Here is a 21,369-nt window from a genome sequence, read left to right as displayed (position 1 = left end):
TTCAGTCAAGAGCCGGGGTGACGGCTCGCCGCCAGTCTCCCTTGATGCCCCCCTCGGGCGCCAGAAATCCGTCGCAGACGAAGAGTCCGGCCACCAGTGCCACCTGCTCCCCGTAATAGAGGATGGGAATACGCCCCCGTTGCCAGGAGGGCACCCCGTACTCTTGCAGCAGCTTTTTCAGGCGCCGGCTGCCAACCCGTCCCACCGGCTTGAGCATGACGCCGGACGCCACCTGAAAACGCACCGACAGGGGCTCGTCCTCCCGTGGCGGGCGCAGCCCTTCCCCCCCATCCGATGACAGCAGCCTGAAGGCCCCCAGTCCGTCCGGCAGGCAGAGCGTCTCCCCCACCCGGATGGGCAACACCTCCTCACGGGGGGCAAGGCCGGGCGTCACCAGGTGGAGTCCTCCCTGAAAGCGGCGGCACTCCAGCCCCTGCAGGCTCAGCCTGGGGTTGGCATCCTCCCGCGCCAGCGCCACCTCCTGCCAGAGCAGCCCCAGCAGCTCCCTGGACGGCATATCTCCCCCCTGACGGCGGATCCAGTGGCGCAGCAGGTTGTTGCGCCGCACCGGGGAGAGCGGCTGCAGCGCCTCGATGCGCAGCGCCTCCCCCTCCCCGGCCCGTTGCCAGTCCGCCTCCGCCAGCTCGCTGATCAGGGCCTCCTGCTCGGCGCACAGGGCCATGCTGCGCGCCGCCGTCTGGGCCATGGCGGGCCAGCGCGCCTTGAGCTGGGGAATGAGCTGCTGGCGCAGGAAGTTGCGATCGTAGCTCACGTCCTGGTTGCTCTCATCCTCCACCCAGCCATAGGGCAGGGTCTTGGCCAGCGCCGCCAGCTCGGCCCGGCTCACCTCGAGCAGCGGGCGCAGCAAGCGGCCGCCGGCAAAGGGCTGGTTCGGTACCATGCCCGCCAGCCCCCGCAATCCGGCGCCTCGCTTGAGCGCCAGCAGCAGGGTCTCCAGCTGATCGTCCTGATGATGGGCGGTGAGCAGCCACTCCCCCTCCCCCAGGCAGGCGGCGAGACGCTGGTAGCGGGCCTCCCGCGCCTGGGCCTCCAGGCTATCGCCGTTGCCCCGTTGCAGTTGCACCCGCTGGATGATGAGGGGCACCGCCAGTTGCTGGCACACCCCTTCACAATGGGCCACCCAGTCGTCGGCATGAGGGCTCAGGCCGTGGTGGACGTGCAGGGCACGCAGGGCAAGGCCCTGCTCCTGGGCAAAACGCGCCGCCAGCACCAGCAGCACTGTGGAGTCGAGCCCGCCGCTGAAGGCTACCAGCAGGCCCCGGGAACCTTCCGGCGCGGGCAGAGTCTGACAAAAACGAGAATAAACACGAGAAATCATAGGCTTCCCCTATACGACCAGGCCGATCTTAGCAGAGTCGGGCTTATCAAGCGCTAACCCGACTGCTAGAGTGAGTCTCCTCCCGACCTGGGCCGGGACGCTGAGTAACCCGAATTGGAATAAGACAATGAACAATAAGAAAAGCATACTGGCCGCCCTCATCGGGCTGGCCTTGCTGGCCGGTTGCAGTCAGGGGCCGGACCAGGCAGACAAGCACTCCGGCCTCGCGCTGGCCAACATGGACACCAGGGTCAAGCCCGGTGACGACTTCTTCCGCTACGTGAACGGCCACTGGCTGGCCACCGCCAAGATCCCGGATGACAGGCCCGCCGACGGCGCCTTCTACCTGCTGCGGGACAAGTCTCTGGCAGACGTGCGGGTGCTGGTGGAGGGGCTGGACGGCAAGGCCGCCACCGGCACCCCGGCCCAGCAGATCCACGACCTCTACCAAAGCTATCTGGATCAGCAGACCCGCAACGCCAGGGGCACCACGCCCCTGCTGCCCCTGCTCGGCGACATCGATCAGATCCATGACAAGCAGGGTCTGGCCCAGGCCTTCGCCCGTGCCGGCAAGCTGGGGGGCAGCGCCCCCTTCGGCTTCTGGATAGATGCGGACGCCAAGGCGCCGGACAGCTATGCGGTCTACCTCTATCAATCCGGGCTCGGCCTGCCGGACAGGGACTACTACCTCAAGCAGGATGCCGCCAGCCAGTCGCTGCGGCAGAAATACGAGCAACATATCGCCGGCATGCTGAGCCGCTTTGGCGAGGCGGATGCGGGGGCCAAGGCCAAGCGCATCCTGGCCCTCGAGACCCGGCTCGCCCAGATCCAGTGGGACAACGTCACCCTGCGGGATCGGCAGAAGAACTACAACAAGGCCCCCATCGGCGAGCTCACGCGCCTCGCCCCCAGCATCGACTGGAACAGCTATCTGGATCAGGCCGGCTTGAGCGGCCAGCAGAGCCTCATCATAGGCCAGCCGAGCTACCTGACGGCCCTGGACGAGGTGATGAAGCAGACCCCCATGGGCGACTGGCAGGCCTACCTCAAGTGGCAGCTCATCACCGATTTCGCCCCCTACCTCGACAGCCAGACCGACGCCCAGAACTTCGCCTTCTTCGGCACCACCTTGAGCGGCACACCCAAGCAGCGCGCCCTCTGGGAGCGAGCCCTGGGGGTACTGGACAACAACCTGGGGGAGGCGGTGGGCAAGCTCTATGTGGAGCGCTACTTCCCGCCAGAGGCCAAGGCCCGCATGGAGCAGTTGGTGGAGAACCTGCGCACAGCCTACGGCCAGAGCATCCAGGAGCTGGACTGGATGTCGCCGGCCACCAAGACCCAGGCCCTGGCCAAACTCGCCAAGTTCAGGCCCAAGATAGGCTATCCGGACAAGTGGAAGGACTACAGCGCCATCGAGATCCGCGCCGATGACCTGGTGGGCAACCTGCAGCGCGCCCGCGCCTTCGAATATGCCGACAGCCTGGCCCGCCTCGGCAAGCCGGTGGACAGGGACGAGTGGCACATGTCGCCCCAGACGGTAAACGCCTACTACAACGCGAGCAACAACGAGATCGTCTTCCCGGCCGCCATACTGCAACCCCCCTTCTTCGACATGAGCGCGGACGACGCTGTGAACTACGGCGCCATCGGCGGGGTAATAGGCCACGAGATGGGCCATGGTTTCGACGATCAGGGGGCCAGATCCGACGGTGACGGCGTGATGCGCGACTGGTGGACGCCCCAGGATCTCAAGGAGTTCCGCTTCCGTACCAGCCGGCTGGTGGCCCAGTACAACCGCTTCGAGCCCATCAAGGGGCAGTACGTCAACGGCCAGTTCACCCTGGGGGAGAACATAGGCGATCTCGGCGGCCTCACCATAGCCCACAAGGCCTACCTGCTGTCGCTGGATGGCAAGGAAGCCCCTGTGCTGGACGGCTTCACCGGCGAGCAGCGCTTCTTCCTCGGCTGGGCCCAGGTATGGAAGGGCATGTATCGTCCCGAGCTGATGCAGATGCTGCTCGCTTCGGATCCCCACTCCCCCCCCGAGTACAGGGTCAACGGCGTGGTGCCGAACATCCCCGCCTTCTACGAGGCGTTCAACATACAGCCGGGTGACAAGCTCTATCTGGACCCGGCCAAACGGGTCAAGATATGGTAAACACGAGGTCGACAGGGGCTGGCCAAGCGCCAGCCCCCGGTCGGCCACAGACAAGGCGGGGGCCTGGCCCCTGCCCACTGACACCGCAACACAAGCAGCAACAAGGGTCACATCCATGAAAGCCTTACTCATTACTCTCGGCCTGCTCAGCCTGCCCCTGACCACCCAGGCGGCGGAGGGATTCTTCCAGCAGCTGACGCTGCCCACGGGCCAGGTGCTCACAGTCAGCGAGGGGCGCGGCGAGCCCGCCTCCACCGGCAGCTACGACGTGCGCCTCTACTCAGGCGCCAACCCCGAGTTTCCCCTGGATCAGTTCATCGACGGCAAGGTGATGCCCCGCGATGGCAGCATCAAGGCGCTCAAACTGCTGGATCTCAACGGTGACAAGCAGCCCGAGCTCATCGTCCTGGTCGAAAGCGCCGGCAGCGGCAGCTACCAGAGCGCCGACGCCTTCACCATCAATGCGCAGGAGGGGCTGGAGAGCTTCAACCACGTGGAGGGGCTGGCCCCCAATGACGATGTGATCCAGGCGCTCAAGACCCCCCGCGACTGATCCGCCGCCACCGCCATCACAACGCCCCGCCTCGCGGGGCGTTTTGCTGTTGCCGCCCCTCTTGGCCCCGCGCCCCCAGCTGCCCTCAGGCTGTCCCTCCGATAGACGACTGTTTTTTATGCGCTTATACTCGCCTCACCCAGCCATCACTGAACACAAGGAGGTAAAAAATGGTTATCCAAGCGTGTCCGATGTTCTCGGCTCGCCTGTTCGGCACATTCGCCTGCTCTTGCCTGCATACCATCGCGCTGCGATAGCGGGTTCGAGCAAAGCCGACTCCTTCCACACCGAGACCTTTCTCGACCGTTGTCGCCAGCGCTCCTGATGACAGGGATTTCCGATCCCGCCATTTAAGAGAGCAAGAGCATGACGACACTGATGAGTACCCACTCCCTGCAGATGACTGCGGGACACCTTCCCTTGTTTGACCACATCAATCTCGGCATCCAGAGCGGCGATCGCCTGGGCCTGATTGGCGCCAATGGCTGCGGCAAGAGCACACTGCTCGCCCTGCTGGCCGGTGAGCTGCAACCCCATGACGGACGGGTGCAGCAGGCCGCCCCCTGCCGCTGCGAATTCGTGGCCCAGCACCTGCCCCCAAGGCTGCAAGGGCTAAGCACCCGCGCCGTGCTGCAAGATGCCCTGGCGGGTGATCCCGGCGCCGACTGGCAGGTGGACAAGATGCTGACCGAGCTGCAGCTCGAAGAGCAGGCCGAGCTCCCCGTCAGCGCCCTGAGCGGCGGCCAGCACACCCGGTTGCAGCTAGGCCGCGCCCTGCTGCGCCAGCCCAACCTGTTGCTGCTCGATGAACCCAGCAACCACCTGGATCTGCCCGCCCTGCTCTGGCTGGAGCAGTTCCTCCTGGGCTGGCGGGGCGCCCTGGTGCTGGTCTCCCACGATGCCCGCCTGCTCGATCGGGTGACCAGCGAGACCCTGATCCTGCGGGATGGACGACTCCATCGCTTCGCCCTTCCCTGCAGTCAGGCCAGGGTGGCGCTGGCCGAGGAGGACGAGCAGGCCCGCCTGCGCCGGGCCGACGAGCAGAAGGAGATTGACCGCCTGAGCGCCAGCAGCAAGCGCCTCGCCACCTGGGGGCGGGAGCATGACAACGAGAAGCTGGTGCGCCAGGCCAAGTCCATGGAAAAACGCATCACCCGCCTGCAGGAGGAGCAGAGCCAGGTCGCGGCGCCAGCCCCCTGGCGCCTCGAGCTGCACGGGCAGGCACTGCCCGCCGATGCCCTGCTGCGGCTGGAAGCCCTGGAGGTGCGCCCCGCCCCCGGCTTGCCGCCCCTGCTGCGAGCCGAGGATCTCTGGTTGCGGGCCGGCGACAGGGTCGCCCTGCTCGGCGCCAACGGCACCGGCAAGTCCTCCCTGCTGCGCCAGTGCTGGGGCGAGGTGCGCGATCAAGGGCCGGGTGAGGGCTGGTATCGCCACCCCGGCGCCAGCATCGCCTACTACGATCAGTCCCTGCAGCAGCTGGACGGCGACGCCACCCTGAGCGACGCCCTCTATCCCCTGGCGCCCTTGCCGGAGGTGACACTGCGCCAGGCCCTGATCCGCGCGGGCTTCCCCTACTCCCGCCATGGCCAGCGGGTGCACGCCTTGAGCGGGGGGGAGCGGGCCAGGCTGCTGTTTCTCGCCCTCTCCCTGGCGAGCCACCATCTGCTCTGGCTCGATGAACCCACCAACCACCTGGATCTGGCGGGCAAGGAGGAGCTGGCCGAGGCCTTGAACGCCTTCCCCGGGGGCGTCTTGCTGGTCTCCCACGACCGGGATCTGATCGAGCGCAGCTGCAACCGCTTCTGGCTGATCAGAGATGGACGCATCCAGGAGGCCCACAGTGCCGAGCGGGCCTATGCCGAGCTGATCGACCACCAGCAGAGAGTGGTGGCTGAGGGGCCATCCGGGCATGACGCCCGCCAGGCTCCTGCCAGCACGGTGGATGACGAAGAGGCGCTGCTGGCCCGCTGGTATGAGCTCGATGCCCTGCTGGCCGCCGATCTCGCCCGCAAGCCCAGGCACCAGACCCCGCGGCTGCAGCAGGAGTGGCGCCATGAGCTGGCAAGGCTTGCCGGCTTGCTCGGGCTTGTCGAATCATGAGCACAGCAATGAACCGCCTTGGCCCTCCACCTCTTTTTGACTCAACACAAGCGGCCAGCCACGGCTGGCCGCAAGGAGCCCCCATGACGTCAACTACATCGCCAGAGATCAGGCTGGATCCCGTCATCTATGCCGACCTGCCCCACATCTATCGTGGCCTGTCGGATCCGCGAGTCATCGCCTACTACGGCATCAGCTACGACAGCTTGGCAGAATGTCAGGCCCAGATGGAGTGGTACGCCGAGCTGACCCGCACGGGCCGCGGTGCCTGGCACCTCATTCGCAATCCGCGCACCAAAGAGCCGCTGGGAGCCATCGGCTACCACGATGCCGACCCGCAGCACAAAGGGGCCGAGATCGGCTACTGGCTCTATCCCGAACACTGGGGCAAGGGGGTGATGATCGCGGCGCTGCGGTTGTGGCTCCCGCTGACTTACCACACCACTGAGCTGCACCGCTTGCTGGCGGTGGTAGAGGAACCCAACCACCCCTCCGCCAGCCTGCTGGAGCGAGCCGGCTTTCGCTACGAAGGCACGGCGCGGGAGTGCGAGTGGAAGGGAGATGGCTTCATCTCCCTTCGCCACTACGCCCTGCTGCGCAGCGACCTGCCAGACCTTTAAGCACCACCACATCTGATAGCCAGTCAAAAGCCCCGCACTGCGGGGCTTCTTTTGGGTGGCTACTTGATGGCGCAGACTCGCTCGCCTGATGCCGATCGACGGCGCCTGCGTCGCCACAGGGAGAAGCAGCCGTAGCCCGCGCTCAGCACCACCGCATAGAGCACCTGGGAGGCGAGCGCCACCAGCACCGCCGCGCAGAGCAAGACGCTCACCCCCGCCAGCCCCTTGCCCATGCCGCCGAGCAGGCGCCAGCCCGCCGCCATGCAGAGCAGATAGACCAGCACGAAGTTGCCGTTGGCGTAGCGGATGAGCTCATCGAGCGGCAGCTTGAGCCAGAGGATCAGTGTGATGGAGACCAGGCAGATGGCGAGCACCCAGCACAGGGCATTGAGGGGGGCACCATGGGCCGAGAGGCGGGAGAGGGAGGCCGGCAGCTTGCCCTCCCGCGCCATGCTCCAGATAAGGCGTGCAAACCCTTGCAGGTAGATGTTGATGCTGGCAAAGCAGGAGAGGTAGCCGAGCACCGCCACCAGCCACTTGGCGGTGGGGCCGAACAGCAGGGAGAGCAGGGCCGGGATGGCGGTGGCATTGGTCGCCTCGTCCCCATAGAGACCGTATTTGAGCACCACCAGGGAGTGCACCCAGTAGATGAGCCCCGCCAGCAAGACGCCGCCGAGCAGGGCCAGGGGATAGTCCCGCTCCGGTCGCTTGAACTCCTCCCCCATGTGGGCGAAAGCTTCCAGCCCCACGAAGCACCAGAACATCACCGCCAGCGCCGTGCCCATGGCGGGCCATTCGGCGGCCGTCGGCAGCGGCTGGGCCCCGTCACGCCAGCTGAGATCCCCCTTGAACCAGATGAGCAGGGTCAGCCCCAATATGGCCAGGGCAATCAGCAGTTGCAGGTTGCCGGAGGAACGCGCCCCCCGCAGGCCGAGCAGGAAGACCCCAAGCAGGGTCAGCAGCTGGATGGCCCACAGGGTCCACTCTCCCATGTCGAACAGGGCGTGCCAGAAACCGGCGGCTATGGTGAGGGCGGCGGGCAGCCCCACCGGCAGCACCGCCAGAAACAGGAAGGCGGAGAAGCGCTCGGCGCCGTTGCCAAAGGCGAGCCCGATGAGGTGCGGCGCCCCGCCCGCATGGGGGTAGCGGCGACCGAGGCGGGCGAAGGTGAAGGCGATGGGCAGTACCAGTACGATGAGCAGCACCCAGGCCCACAGCGACGCGCCCCCCGCCAGCGACGCTGCGGTGGCCGGCACCACGAAGATCCCGGTGCCGAGCAATGAGGTGGCGAGCAGCCCCATCCCCTGCCAGAGCCCGAGATCCTTTTTCAACCCAGACATATCCTTTTGTCCTGTCTAGAAAAAACATCCCGCCATGTTAGGCCGCCGCCACGGCTTTGTTAAGCACTCTGCGCCGCAAATAAAGAAGCCGCCTCTTGGGAGGCGGCTTCTTCATTCAACGGCGTAACCGGAATTATCAGGCAATCAGCTTGTAGATGATGCCGGACATGGCGATCAGGCCAATCAGGGTCACGAAGCCGTTGCTGAGGTTGCCAGCGTATTTGCGCATGGCCGGGATCTTGGCGATGGCGTACATCGGCATCAGGAACAGCAGCATGGCGATAATGGGGCCGCCCAGGTCTTCGATCATGCCGAGGATGCTCGGGTTGATGGTGGCGATGGCCCAGGTGGTCAGGATCATGAAGACAGCGGTCACCTTGTTCAGCTGCTTGATCTCGACCTTCTTGCCCTTCTCGCGCAGCGCCTTGGCCATCAGGCCGTTCATGCCTTCTTGCGCACCCAGGTAGTGACCCAGGAAGGACTTGCTGATGGCAACCAGGGCGATCAGCGGTGCCACGGTGGCGATCACCGGGTTGTCGAAGTGGTTGGCCAGGTAGGACAGGATGGAGATGTTCTGTTCCTTGGCAGCCGCCAGATCAGCCGGGGAGAGGCTCAGTACGCAGCTGAATACGAAGAACATCACAGTCATCACCATCATGACGTGGGCGCCCAGCAGTATGTTGCTGCACTTCTTCTCGGCACCTTCACCGTAACGACCTTTGTTGTCCACCGCGAAGGAGGAGATGATCGGGGAGTGGTTGAAGGAGAACACCATGACCGGGATAGCCAGCCACAGGGTCTTGATGAAGTCACCGTTGAAGGCCTCGGACAGCGCAGGCGCTTCGGTCACAATGGCACCGTTCCAGTGCGGGATCAGGTAGAGCGCCAGGCCCATCAGGGTGATCACGAAGGGGAATACCAGCACGCTCATCGCCTTGACGATCACCTGGCCGCCGAGGCGAACGATCGCCATCAGACCCAGGATCAGCACCAGCGACAGAATGGCACGGGGAGGTGCAGTCATGCCCAGCTGGTGAACCATCAGGCTCTCGACGGTGTTGGTGATGGCGACCGAGTACATCAGCAGGATGGGGTAGATGGCAAAGAAGTAGAGCAGGGTGATGAACTTGCCTGCGGTCTTGCCGAAGTGCTCTTCCACCACTTCGGTGATGTCGCCATCACGGGTGGAGCCGGACAGCACGAAGCGGGTCAGGCCGCGGTGTGCGAAGAAGGTCAGCGGCAGGGCCAGTACCAGCATGGCCACCAGCGGCCAGAGGCCACCGACGCCGGCATTGATCGGCAGGAAGAGGACACCGGCACCGATGGCGGTACCGTACAGGCCCAGCATCCAGACCAGGTCGGCCTTGTTGATGCCACGGGAGGAGGCTTTGCTCAAGCTGCCTTCAACTGCAATATTCATGTCAGACATAGGGATGTTCCTGTCATCAAGGAAGGTGGATTCTTACTAGTCAGTGGGCATGGGCCCGGTTCCTCTCCCTGGAACACCTGCTGTTCGTCCTTTTTTTATTCTCAGGCCCCGGCTATCCGGCCATCACTCCATGTGACAACCAAATTGCAACAAACGAAGGCATGAGATCGTGATGCTGAGGGTGCTGCTCGCGCCATTTAACAAACTGGCAACGGTCACCTCATCCGATGAGCTGACTCTAGTTAAAAGGCCCTATTAATCACAGCGTTTTTTTGAATTAATCAACCAAAGTTTGACTTCAGTCGCCTTTCAAACGAGCAAGATCACATTACAGGCCCCGTGTTGCGAAAATTTTTTAACAAATTAAAAATAGGTGGTGATTTTCAGCTCCCAGAGAAACGCAACAAAACGGTTACAACCCCCGCGACAGCGTGCCGATTGTCTCCCGTCCCCCCTTGGCGTACCCTTGGTTTTCCCCCACTGCCCCTTGCTGAACATGACCATCACCCGCACCGATCTTGCCGAACTGGCGGTATTTGCCGCCGTCGCCCGCCACCGCAGTTTCAGCAGGGCCGCCCTCGAGCTCGGGGTCTCGGCCTCGGCCCTGAGCCACTCCCTCAAGGGGCTGGAGAGTCGTCTGGGAGTCAGGCTGCTCAATCGCAGCACCAGAGCCGTGGTGCCGACCGATGCGGGGGAGCGATTGCTGACGCAGCTGCTGCCGACCCTGGGTCAGCTGGAGGAGGCGCTGGAGGAGTTGACGCGTCATGGGGATGAGCCGGTCGGAAGGCTGAAGATCTGTGCCCCCAGAGCCGCCATCCAGGAGGTGCTGGCCCCAGTGCTTATCGACTATCTGGTGCGCTATCCGCGCATGCAGGTGGAGGTGGTGGAGCAGGAGCTGATGCCCCGTCTCATCGAGGATGGCTATGACGCCGCCCTCTTCTACGGCGATCTGCTGCCCCAGGAGATGATAGCCGTGCCCCTGGGCCCGTTGCAGCGCTATCTGGTGGTGGGCTCCCCCGACTATCTGGCAAGGCGCGGCATCCCCCTGCACCCCTCCGAGCTCAGCCAGCACGACTGCATCGGCTATCGCCTCACCCCTCATCACCACTATCGCTGGGCCTTTGCCGCCGACGGCGAGCTGCTGGAGATAGAGGTGAGCGGGCCGCTGACCACCAGCACTCCCGCCCTCTATCTGGGGGCGGCCGAGGCGGGCCTGGGGCTGGCCTACTGCTATGAGGAAGAGGTGAGCGAGGCCCTGGCGGCGGGTCGGCTGGTGACTGTGCTGGCCGACTGGAGCCCCACCTTTGCCGGCTTCAATCTCTTCTACCCCAGCCGCCACCAGCTGGGCCACGGCCTGCGGGCCCTGATAGACATGTTGAAGGCCCACCATAGCCCGCGAGACTGATGAGCAATATTCATCAATCCATCAAATAAACACCTGATTATCAATGGAAAGCTAAGAATCTACACTGTGGCTTCGATCCCCGACCCGGCAGAAGCACAGATATGTCAGCCTATTTCATTCGCCGTCAGCGGGCCATGACCCGCCGTTTCTGGGGCTATGCCCTCCCCTCCATCATGGCCATGCTGGTCTCCGGCGCCTATTACCTGGTGGATGGCATCTTCGTCGGCCACTATGTGGGGGCCGCCGGTCTCGCCGGGATCAACCTGGTCTACCCGGTCATCATGGTGCTGATCGGCCTCGCCGCCATGGTCGCCATGGGGGCGGCGACCGCCATCTCCCTCCAGCAGGGGGCCAGAAACCTCGCCCTGGCCCGCCAGGCCCTGGTCAATGCATTCTGGCTGCTGGGGCTGCTGGGGGCCCTGGCCCCGCTGCTGCTGCACCATTGGCACATCGACATCCTGCTGGCCCTGGGCATAACACCGGATACCGAGACCTGGCAACAGGCCAGCGACTACCTCGGCTGGATAGGGGGCGGCACCCTGCTGCTGGCCAGCAACCTGGCGGTGCCCTATCTGCTGCGCAACGACGGTCGCCCCCGCCTCGCCATGGTGCTGGTGAGCTGCGGCGCCCTGCTCAACATACTGCTCAACTACATCATGGTCGGCCGCCTGGGGCTGGGGCTGGTGGGCACGGCCCAGGCCACCCTCATCTCGGAAGGTGTGGTCAGCCTGCTTGGCCTTGGCTATTTCTTTACCTCCCACGCCAGGCTGCGCCTTGGCTGGCGCCAGCTGGTGCCCAGCTTCCCGGCCATGCCCAAGCTGCTGTTCACCGGGCTGCCGAGCCTCATTGCCCAATTCAACCTGGGGCTGCTGCTGCTGCTGCACAACAGCCAGCTGATGGTGCACGGCTCGGTCAAGGATCTGGCGGGCTTCACTGTGGCGGGTTACACAGAGGCGGTGTTCATCGTGATCCTGCAGGGGCTGGCCTTCGGCATCCAGCCGCTGATCAGCCAGGCCACCGGAGCCGGGCGCCTGCGGGATCTCAGATTCCTGATGGCCATGGGACTAAAGATCACGCTGGTCTATGGCATGGGAGTCTGGCTGCTGATCCAGCTGCTGCCCCGCCAGGTTGCCATGCTCTACACCGGGGATCAGGATGCCGAGCTGCTGGCCGCCGCCGTCAGCAGCCTGACCCTCAACCTCGCCGCCATACCGCTGGAGGGGATCATCATGTTCGGCATAGTGCTGCTGCAATCCATGGCGCGCACCCGTCAGGCCCTGGTCATCTCGGCCGCCAAGACGGCGCTGCTGCTGCCCCTCATCTTCCTGCTGCCGCTCTGGTGGGGCCGCGACGGCGTGCTGCTGGCCCAGCCCGCGACCGTGCTGCTGCTGACCCCGCCGCTCTGCTGGCTGTTGTGGCGGGAGTGGCGTCGCCTCGCACAGGCCAAGGCCCGCCATCACCAGCACAGCCCCGCCCTGGCCAGCCGGGCGCTGGCCAGGGGGGAACGGTTCGCCTCGACCGATCTCGGCTGACGGCTGAGGCGGCGCGGTGAACTGCCCCTCCCCTTATGTACGTTAACGAACAGACAGCCCCCTTCCCCTCCCCCATAGTCTCAGTGTTGCCAGCCCCCTTCCCCTGCGTTTGTCAGGCCGGGGGCGCGGCGACCCATCGCGGTTGCCGGCCCGGGAGCCCATAGCCCAGGCACTGTGGCAGCCCCCCTTGCGCGTGACCAGGGCGGGGTTTTCACTTCATCCGGCATGCCGATGACAGCAGCCCCGTCACCCCTTGCCTGCGAGGATTGCCCATGTCCCAACGGCCATGCAGTGGCGGCTCTGCCCCCGCCCTGAACGAGCAGGAGACGGCCCATGAATGAGTGGTTAGCCGGATGGCTTGGCGTGCATAGCGCCACCGGCCCCTGGCAGAGCAAGGAGCCCATTCGTGAAGAGCTGTTCGGCATAGAGCGGCTGGAACTCCATGCCACTACCCTGGCCGAGGCGCAGCCGGTGACGGCGACCCCCATCTCTGTGCCCTCCCTGCATCTGCGGCTCAAGGCCAACGAGGCCGTGCTCTCTCGCGCCTACCGGAGCAGCGCCGCCGAGCTCGAGCTGGGTCATGATCTGACCCACGCGGCCGAGTGGTTCCTCGACAACTATCACCTGGTCGAGGCCCAGCTCTACGAGATCCGCAGCAGCCTGCCCGGCGGTTACTACCGTCAGTTGCCCAAGCTCGCCGCCGGCCCCTTCGCGGGCTACCCCAGGGTCTTTGGCATCGCCTGGGCCTTCATCGCCCACAACGACAGCCACTTCGACGCCGAGATCCTGAGCCGCTTCATCCTCGCCTATCAGCGCGTGCAGCCCCTGACCATAGGGGAGCTGTGGGCCGTGCCCATCACCCTCAGGATCGTGCTCATTGAAAACCTGCGCCGCCTGGTGGAGCAGATCACCCTGGCCCAGCAGATCAGAGCCGATGCCGATGCCCTCTGCACCCGGCTGCTCGTGGAGGGCTGCGCCGTCTCGGCACTCAACGAAGACATCGCCTCCCGGGCGAGCGGCCCGCTCTCCGAGCTGTTTGCCGCCCAGCTGGTCAAGCAGCTGCGGGATCAGGACCCCAACACCACACCGGCACTCGGCTGGCTGGAGGAGCGCCTCACCCGGCAAGGCCTGTCGGTAGAGGAGGTGGTGCAGCATGCCCAGCAGCGCCAGGGTGCCTCCAACGTCACCATTCGCAACGTCATCACCAGCATGCGCCTCATCTCCGGCATGGACTGGAGTGAACTCGTCGAGGGGATGAGCCTGGTGGATCATCAACTGCGCGCAGAGAGCCCCTTTGCCGAGATGGACTTCCCCACCCGCAACCTCTATCGCCAGGCCATAGAAGAGTTGGCCCGCTACTCCGACCACGACGAGCTGGCGGTCACGGCCAGGGTCCTGTCCGCGACCCGGCTCCCGCCGGAGGAGCAGCAGGACGAGATCCGGCGAAGAGCAGCGGAGCCCGGCTACCACCTGATCGCAGAGGGGCGACCCGCCCTCGAGGCCGAGCTCGGATTTCGCCCTCCCCTGCGCCTTCGCCTGCACCGCTTTTACGCCCGGCTCGGCATCCAGGGTTACATCGGCATCATCACCCTGGTGACCCTCTTTCTGCTGGCCCTGAGCCATCGCCTGCAGGTCTCCCCAGATGAACCCTGGTCACTCTGGATGGGGCTCTTCTTCCTGTTTGCACTCCTGCCGGCCCATGCCGTGGCCCTGGCCCTGGTCAATTACCTCATCAGCGCGCACCTGGTTCCCAGCCCCCTCCCCGCCATGGATCTCACCCACGGCATCACGCCCTCGCTGCGCACCCTGGTGGTCATGCCGACCCTGCTGGTGTCGCCATCCGAGCTGCTGGCACAGGTCGAGCAGCTGGAGGTGCATCATCTCTCCGGGGTCAGCGGCGATATCAGCTTTGCCCTGCTCAGCGACGGTGTGGATGCGCAGCAAGAGCGGCTGCCGGGGGATGAGGCCCTGCTGGTGGCGGCGCGCCAGGCCATTGCCCGGCTCAACGAAAAATATGGCCCTGGCCCTTCGGGGGATCGCTTCTGGCTGCTCCATCGCCACCGCAGGTTCAACCCGGGCGAGGGGTGCTGGATGGGGTGGGAGCGCAAGCGGGGCAAGCTCTACGAGCTGAACCGCTTGCTGCGCGGCGCGGCGGATACCAGCTTCATGGCGACGGACGGCCAGCCCCCCGCCATCCCCCAGGGGGTGCGCTATGTCATCACCCTGGACGCGGATACCCGCCTGCCAAGAGATGCCGCCAGCCGGCTGATTGGCAAGATGGCCCATCCTCTCAATCATCCCCACCTCGACGCCGGACGCCAGCGTGTCACCCATGGCTACGGCATACTGCAGCCCCGGGTCACCCCCTCGCTGCCGCTGGGTCAGGACGGCTCCTACTATCAGCGACTCTACTCCGGGCCCGGGGGCATGGATCCCTATGCCGCCACCGTCTCCGACCTCTATCAGGATCTGTTCGGGGAGGGCTCCTTCACCGGCAAGGGCATCTATGACGTGGATGCCTTCACCGCCGCCCTGGCGGGGCGCGTACCGGACAACAGCCACCTGAGCCATGATCTGTTCGAGGGGATCTTCGCCCGGGCGGGGCTCGCCTCGGATATCGAGGTCGTCGAGGAGTTTCCCTCCCGTTATGACGTCAGTGCCAAGCGCCAGCATCGCTGGACCCGAGGGGACTGGCAATTGCTCGCCTGGATCTGCCGGCGCAGCCGCGGACAGGACGCCCTGCCGCTCATCGGGCGCTGGAAGATGTTTGACAACCTCTGCCGCTCCCTGCTGGCACCCAGCACCTTGCTGGCGCTGCTGGCCGGCTGGCAGTTGCCGCTGGGCACAGCAACAATCGCCAGCCTGTTGCTGTTCGCTGCCCTGGCATTGCCCCTCTTCCTGCCGCTGCTCTTCACCCTGATCCCCCGCAAGCGGGATATCCTGTGGCGCCACTACCTGGGGATGGTCGGCCAGCGGCTGCAACGGGCCTTCATGCAGGCCCTGCTCAGCCTGGTGTTTCTGGCCGATCAGGCCTGGCGCATGACGGATGCCATAGTGCGCACCCTGTTTCGCCTCTTCCTCTCCCATCGCCACCTGCTGGAGTGGACCACCTCGGCCCAGAGTTCGGGTTCACCGCGCCTGGCCTGGACCGGGTTTTATCGGCTGATGACGGCCGGGGTGGTGCTGGCCATTGGGGTCGGCGGCCTCACCCTGCTGGGAACCCCCACCGCCTGGCCCCTGGTGCTGCCGGTCAGCCTGCTCTGGCTGCTGGCCCCGCTGGTGGCCTACTGGACCAGCCGCCCCCCCGACCTCGCCAGACAGATGAGCTGCACTCCCGCCCAGGCCGCCGAGCTGCGCCTGGTCGCCCGCCAGACCTGGCGCTATTTCGAGACCCTGGTCACCGATCTGGACAACCAGCTGCCGCCGGACAACGTGCAGGAGAGTCCGCAGGAGATCATCGCCCATCGCACCTCCCCCACCAACATGGGGCTCTATCTGCTCTCCGCCCTGGCGGCCAATGATTTTGGCTGGGCCGGGTGCTGCGCCACCCTCAAGCGGCTGGAAACCACCCTGGCCGTGATGCAGCGTCTGCCCCGTTTCAAGGGTCACTTCTTCAACTGGTACGATACCCGCAGCCTGCTCACCCTGGAGCCGGCCTACGTCTCTTCGGTGGACAGCGGCAACCTGGCCGGCCACCTGCTGGTGGTCGCCACCGGCTGCGAGCGATGGCAGCAACAGGCGGGGGACGGCGCCATTTGCAGCGGCATCCTGGATACCTGCCTGCTGGCGGAGCAGGCCCTGCAGGCCTACGCCATGAAGGAGAGCGGCCAGGTGCAGGCCCTCGGCGCCAGCCTCAAGGAAATCCGTGGCCAGCTCGCCCGCCCCCTGTCGGCAACCCACCAGCTCCCGGTGCTCGCCCGGCTGACGGTGCAAGCCAGCAACACGGCGCACCAGCTCGACCTGCAGGCCTGTCAACAGGAGGGGGAGGAGCTCCTCTTCTGGCTGGAGGCCCTCAAGCGGGTGGTGGCCGAACATCTGCAGGATCAGGCCGCCGACCCCGAGATGCGCCAGCGACGGCTGCACGCCCTGGCAGCCCAGGCCCGCGCCCTCGCCATGGGGATGGACTTCGGGTTCCTGCTCAATGAGGAGCGCCGCCTGCTCTCCATCGGCTACTCCCTCTCCGACAACCGGCTCGACGGCAGCTGTTACGATCTGCTTGCCTCGGAGGCGAGGCTGGCCAGCCTGTTTGCCATCGCCAAGGGGGATGTCGTCACCAGCCACTGGTTCAGGCTGGGACGGGCGGCCACCCCCCTGGGCACAGGGGCCGCCCTCATCTCCTGGTCCGGCTCCATGTTCGAGTACCTGATGCCCGCCCTGGTGATGCGGGCCCCGGTCGGCTCGCAGCTTGAGCAGACCAGCAGGCTGATCGTCGACGCCCAGATCCGCTACGGCCACGCCCTCGGCATCCCCTGGGGCATCTCGGAGTCCGCTTACAACGCCAGGGACATGGAGTTCACCTACCAGTACTCCAATTTCGGCATCCCCCAGCTCGCCCTCAAGCGCGGGCTGGCCGAGGACAGGGTGGTCGCCCCCTATGCCACCGGGCTGGCCGCCATGATCAACCCGGGGGCGGCCCTGGCAAACTTCCAGCGGTTGGCCGCCATGGGAGGCCGCGGCCGTTACGGCTTCTACGAGGCCCTCGACTTTACCCCCTCGCGCCTGCCCGACAGCCAGCAGGTTGCCATAGTGCAGAGCTTCATGGCCCACCACCAGGGGATGACCATAGTGGCCCTCGCCAACGCCCTTCACGGGGGGCAGATGCGCGCCCGTTTCCATGAAGACCCCATGGTGCAGGCCTGCGATCTGCTGCTGCAGGAGCGGATCCCCCAGGACATGGCCATCGTTCGGCCCCACGCCGCCGAGATCAAGGCCTCCCTCACCCAGAGCGGCTTCGAGGTGAGCTCGGTGCGCCGCCTCTCCTCGGCCAGCCTGGGAGCCCCTGTCACCCACCTGCTCTCCAATGGCCGCTACTGCGTCATGCTCACCGGGGCCGGGGCGGGTTACAGCCGCTGGCGCCACATCGCCATCACCCGCTGGCAGGAGGATGCCACCCGCGACCACTGGGGCTCCTTCCTCTTCCTCCATGATGTCCAGAGCGGTGAGACCTGGTCCCCCTGCGCTCATCCTCTTGGCAACTCGGATCCGAAGGGAGAGGTGGTTTTCTCCGAGGATCGCGCCCAGTTCGTTCATCATCACGATCGCCTGACCACCACCCTGGAAGTGCTGGTCTCCGGTGAGGCGGACGGGGAAGTGAGGCGCATCTCCCTGAGCAACCGCGGTCGCCGCCTTCGTCATATCGAGCTCACCTCCTATGCCGAGCTGGTGCTGACCACACCGGAGGCGGATCGCGCCCACCCGGCCTTCAGCAAGCTCTTTGTGGTCACCGAATACCTGGCAGAGCTGGGGGCCCTGATCGCCACCCGGCGGCCCAGATCCCCCGAGGAGGAGGAGGTGTGGGCCGCCCACTTCATCATCGTCGAGGACCATCTGGCCGGGACCCTGCAATATGAATCCGACCGTGCCCGCTTCATCGGCCAGGGGCGCACCCTGGCCACCGCCCACGCCTTGCAGCGCCATGTCCCCCTCTCCAACACCACGGGCACAGTGCTCGACCCCATCTTCGCCCTGCGCCAGCGGGTCCATGTCCTGCCTGGCAGCAGCACCCATGTCGCCTTCTGGACCCTGGTGGCCCCCTCGCGGCCGGCACTGCTCGATCTCATCGACCAGCACCACAACCGCCACGCCTTCCAGCGGGCCAAGACGCTGGCCTGGACCCAGGCCCAGGTGCAACTGCACCATCTCAACATCCAGCCCTCCGACGGGGCCAACTTCCAGCGGCTGGCCGCCCCCCTGCTCTATGGGGATGCCAGGTTCCGCGCCGCCTCGGCCACCATAGCCCGTGGCCTGACGCGGCAATCGGCCCTCTGGCAACAGTCCATCTCCGGGGATCTGCCCATCATGCTGCTGCGCATCGACGATGTGGAGGATCTGGCCCAGGTGCATGAGCTGCTGCTGGCCCACGAATACCTGCGGATGAAGCGGCTGGCCGTGGATCTGGTGATCATGAACGAGCATGTCTCCACCTATGTGCAGGATCTGCAAAACGGCATAGACACCGCAGTGCGCAGCAGCCAGTCCCGGCCGCGCTTCCATGCCGAGCTGGCCCAGGGCTCCGTCTACACTGTGCGCCGCGACCTGATGAGCGGCGAGCTGTGCGAGCTGCTGTACGCAGCAGCGCGGGTCGTGCTGATAGCGCGCCGCGGCCCCCTGCAAGAGCAGCTCGCCCGCCTCAAGGAGCCACCACCGCGGCCCTTCCCGGTCACCCCCGCCAAGGCCCACGGCCAGGCGCCCATCAAGCCCCCCCATCACCCCGAGCTGGCGTTTTTCAATGGCCTGGGGGGCTTTGCCAGGGAGGGGCGCGAATACGTCACCCTGCTCAGCGGCGAGCAGACCACGCCGGCCCCCTGGATCAATGTGATCGCCAACCCCGGCTTTGGCTTCCAGGCCTCCGCCCTCGGCAGTGGCTACACCTGGGCCGACAACAGCAAGGAGAACCAGCTGACCCCCTGGTCCAATGACCCTGTGACGGATCCCGCCGGCGAGGCCATCTACATTCGCGACGAGGACAGCCTGGCGCTGTGGAGCCCCACAGCCCAGCCCATCCGCGACGGGGGTCAGTATGTCGCCCGCCATGGCTTTGGTTACAGCCACTTCGAGCACCAGGCCCACGGCATCCACAGCGAGCTGCTGCAATACGTGCCGGTGGCGGACCCCGTCAAGATCTCTCGCCTGACGCTGCACAATTTGACCGGCAACGCCCGCCGGCTCTGCATCACCTGCTATGCGGAGTGGGTGCTGGGGGCCTCCCGCGCTGCCAGCGCCCCCTTCATCACCACCCGGATGGACGAGCAGACCGGGGCCATGCTGGCCCGCAATCCCTGGAACGCCGCCTTCCCCGAGCGGGTGGCCTTCCTCGACCTCGGTGGCAGACAGACCAGCTGGACCGGCGATCGCAGCGAGTTTCTCGGATACCAGGGCCAGCTCGCCGCCCCGGCGGCGCTACAGGGCGGCCGACCCCTGTCCGGCAGAACCGGGGCCGGCATAGACCCTTGCTCGGCGCTGCAGACTCACGTTGATCTGGCGCCGGGCCAACGGCTGGAGATCCTGGTGCTGCTCGGTCAGGGGGAGTCGGATGAGAAGGCCAGTGCCCTCATACTGCGCTATCGCCAGGATCTCGATGAGGTACTGGAACAGGTCGAAGCCCAATGGCAGGGGCTGCTTGGCGCCGTGCAGGTCAAGACGCCCGATCTGGCCATGGACTTCATGCTCAACGGCTGGCTGCTCTACCAGACCCTGGCCTGCCGGCTCTGGGCCCGCTCCGCCTTCTATCAGGCGGGAGGGGCCTATGGTTTTCGCGATCAGCTGCAAGACGGCATGGCCCTGGGGTTCGCCGCTCCCCTGGATACCCGGCAACACCTGCTGCGGGCGGCGGCTCGCCAGTTCGTGGAAGGGGACATGCAGCACTGGTGGCTGCCGCACTCCGGTCAGGGGGTGCGCACCCGGATCTCGGATGACAGGGTCTGGCTGGCACTCGCCACGGCCACCTATGTGCGCAGCAGCGCCGATGACGCTGTTCTCGAGGAGCAGATCCCCTTCCTGGAGGGCCCCTCCCTTGGGCCGGATCAGCAGGATGCCTTCTTCCTGCCCCAGGTCTGCGAGGAGGTCGCCTCCCTCTATGAGCACTGTGCTCGCGGCCTGGATCAGGCCATGGCGCTCACCGGCAGCCTGGGGCTGCCGCTCATGGGGTCGGGGGACTGGAACGATGGCATGAACCGGGTCGGCAGTGCCGGCAAGGGAGAGAGCGTCTGGCTGGGCTGGTTGCTGCTGCGCACCATCAGTCTGTTCGCCCCCCTGGCCCGGGCCCGTCACGACGGCCGTGCCGAACGCTGGCTGGCTCACGCCGAGCGGATCGGGGCAGCCCTGGAGCAGCATGCCTGGGATGGCGCCTGGTATCGTCGGGCCACCTTCGACGACGGCACCTGGCTGGGAGCGAGAAAGAGCCCCGAGTGCCAGATAGACGCCATCGCCCAATCCTGGGCCGTTCTCTCCGGCGCCGCCGATCCGGCCCGGGCCAGGATGGCCATGCACTCCCTGGAGCGCCATCTGGTGCGCTACGAGGAGGGCCTCTCCCTGCTGTTCAGCCCGCCCTTCGATACCCTGACCCAGGACCCCGGCTACATTCGCGGCTATCCCCCGGGGCTTCGCGAGAACGGCGGCCAATATACCCACGCCGCCGTCTGGGCCGTCCTGGCCTTTGCCCGTCTGGGGGAGACAGACAAGGCCTGCCGGCAATTTGCCCTGCTCAACCCCATCAACCACGCCCTGAATGGCTCGGCCATGGCGCGCTACAAGGTGGAGCCCTATGTCATGGCGGCGGATATCTACTCGGTCGCCCCCCATCAGGGCCGGGGTGGCTGGACCTGGTACACGGGGGCGGCAGGCTGGATGTATCAGGCAGGGCTCGACGGCATACTGGGCATCACACGTGAGGGGCAGGCTCTGCTCATCACCCCCAGGCTGCCCAGCGATTGGCCCGGGTTCAGCGTGGCGATAACCCTGGAGAACTGCCACTACAGGATAGAGGTGAGTGCCGAGCCCCCATCAGGGCAGCAAGGGGGAAGCGTTCGACTCGACGGCGTGCTCCTGGCGCCCGCCCCCCTGCCACTGCGCATCCCTCTTCAGGACGGGCAGCACAGGGTCGAGATCACGCTGGCGCGCTGACGGCCACCCCATGGCCGTCAGGGGAGGCTATCGGAGTTCGGGTATGGGGTGT

Annotated in this window: 10 protein-coding genes; 7 read left to right on the top strand and 3 right to left on the bottom strand. The window is 65.9% G+C overall.

What is annotated here, in order from left to right; genetic code table 11:
• Position 1 precedes the first annotated feature (1 nt).
• Positions 2–1,339, bottom strand: coding sequence for a tRNA lysidine(34) synthetase TilS (tilS, locus tag Aeroheme_RS05495; protein WP_411166835.1), 1,338 nt, complete (start codon positions 1,337–1,339; stop codon positions 2–4).
• Positions 1,340–1,466: 127 nt separating this feature from the next.
• On the opposite strand from tilS, the gene Aeroheme_RS05490 reads away from it, so the two are divergent.
• The 4 genes from Aeroheme_RS05490 to Aeroheme_RS05475 all read left to right on the top strand — a co-directional run bounded on the left by Aeroheme_RS05490 (position 1,467) and on the right by Aeroheme_RS05475 (position 6,770).
• Complete coding sequence (locus tag Aeroheme_RS05490) at positions 1,467–3,497, top strand: M13 family metallopeptidase (RefSeq protein WP_411166834.1); 2,031 nt, start codon at positions 1,467–1,469, stop codon at positions 3,495–3,497.
• Between the two features lie 115 nt (positions 3,498–3,612).
• Positions 3,613–4,050, top strand: coding sequence for a PliI family lysozyme inhibitor of I-type lysozyme (locus Aeroheme_RS05485; protein ID WP_289983765.1), 438 nt, complete (start codon positions 3,613–3,615; stop codon positions 4,048–4,050).
• A 366-nt stretch (positions 4,051–4,416) separates the two neighbouring features.
• Positions 4,417–6,150, top strand: a complete 1,734-nt coding sequence (locus Aeroheme_RS05480) for an ABC-F family ATP-binding cassette domain-containing protein (RefSeq protein WP_411166833.1) — start codon at positions 4,417–4,419, stop codon at positions 6,148–6,150.
• An 83-nt stretch (positions 6,151–6,233) separates the two neighbouring features.
• Positions 6,234–6,770: a GNAT family N-acetyltransferase gene (locus tag Aeroheme_RS05475; RefSeq protein ID WP_411166832.1), complete on the top strand. Its 537-nt coding sequence runs from the start codon at positions 6,234–6,236 to the stop codon at positions 6,768–6,770.
• Positions 6,771–6,829: 59 nt separating this feature from the next.
• Here the strand turns inward: Aeroheme_RS05475 and yjeH are convergent, their stop codons facing one another.
• Positions 6,830–8,110: an L-methionine/branched-chain amino acid transporter gene (gene yjeH / locus Aeroheme_RS05470; protein ID WP_411166831.1), complete on the bottom strand. Its 1,281-nt coding sequence runs from the start codon at positions 8,108–8,110 to the stop codon at positions 6,830–6,832.
• Between the two features lie 136 nt (positions 8,111–8,246).
• A complete protein-coding gene (locus Aeroheme_RS05465) occupies positions 8,247–9,539 on the bottom strand; it encodes an HAAAP family serine/threonine permease (RefSeq protein WP_162520220.1) in 1,293 nt (430 codons plus the stop codon).
• A 496-nt stretch (positions 9,540–10,035) separates the two neighbouring features.
• Here Aeroheme_RS05465 and Aeroheme_RS05460 point away from each other — a divergent pair, with 496 nt between their 5' ends.
• From Aeroheme_RS05460 to Aeroheme_RS05450, 3 genes are all read left to right on the top strand, one after another.
• Complete coding sequence (locus tag Aeroheme_RS05460; RefSeq protein ID WP_106887882.1) at positions 10,036–10,944, top strand: LysR family transcriptional regulator; 909 nt, start codon at positions 10,036–10,038, stop codon at positions 10,942–10,944.
• A gap of 101 nt (positions 10,945–11,045) precedes the next feature.
• Positions 11,046–12,476, top strand: a complete 1,431-nt coding sequence (locus tag Aeroheme_RS05455) for an MATE family efflux transporter (protein ID WP_411166830.1) — start codon at positions 11,046–11,048, stop codon at positions 12,474–12,476.
• A gap of 333 nt (positions 12,477–12,809) precedes the next feature.
• Positions 12,810–21,317, top strand: a complete 8,508-nt coding sequence (locus Aeroheme_RS05450; protein WP_411166829.1) for a GH36-type glycosyl hydrolase domain-containing protein — start codon at positions 12,810–12,812, stop codon at positions 21,315–21,317.
• Positions 21,318–21,369 lie beyond the last annotated feature (52 nt).

Origin of the sequence: Aeromonas sp. DSM 116730 (assembly GCF_046581335.1) — a bacterium.
GTDB classification, from domain to species: Bacteria; Pseudomonadota; Gammaproteobacteria; order Enterobacterales; family Aeromonadaceae; genus Aeromonas; species Aeromonas rivipollensis.
The sequence above is the reverse complement of the archived record's forward strand: the minus strand, read 5'-3'. Positions and strand labels throughout refer to the sequence as shown.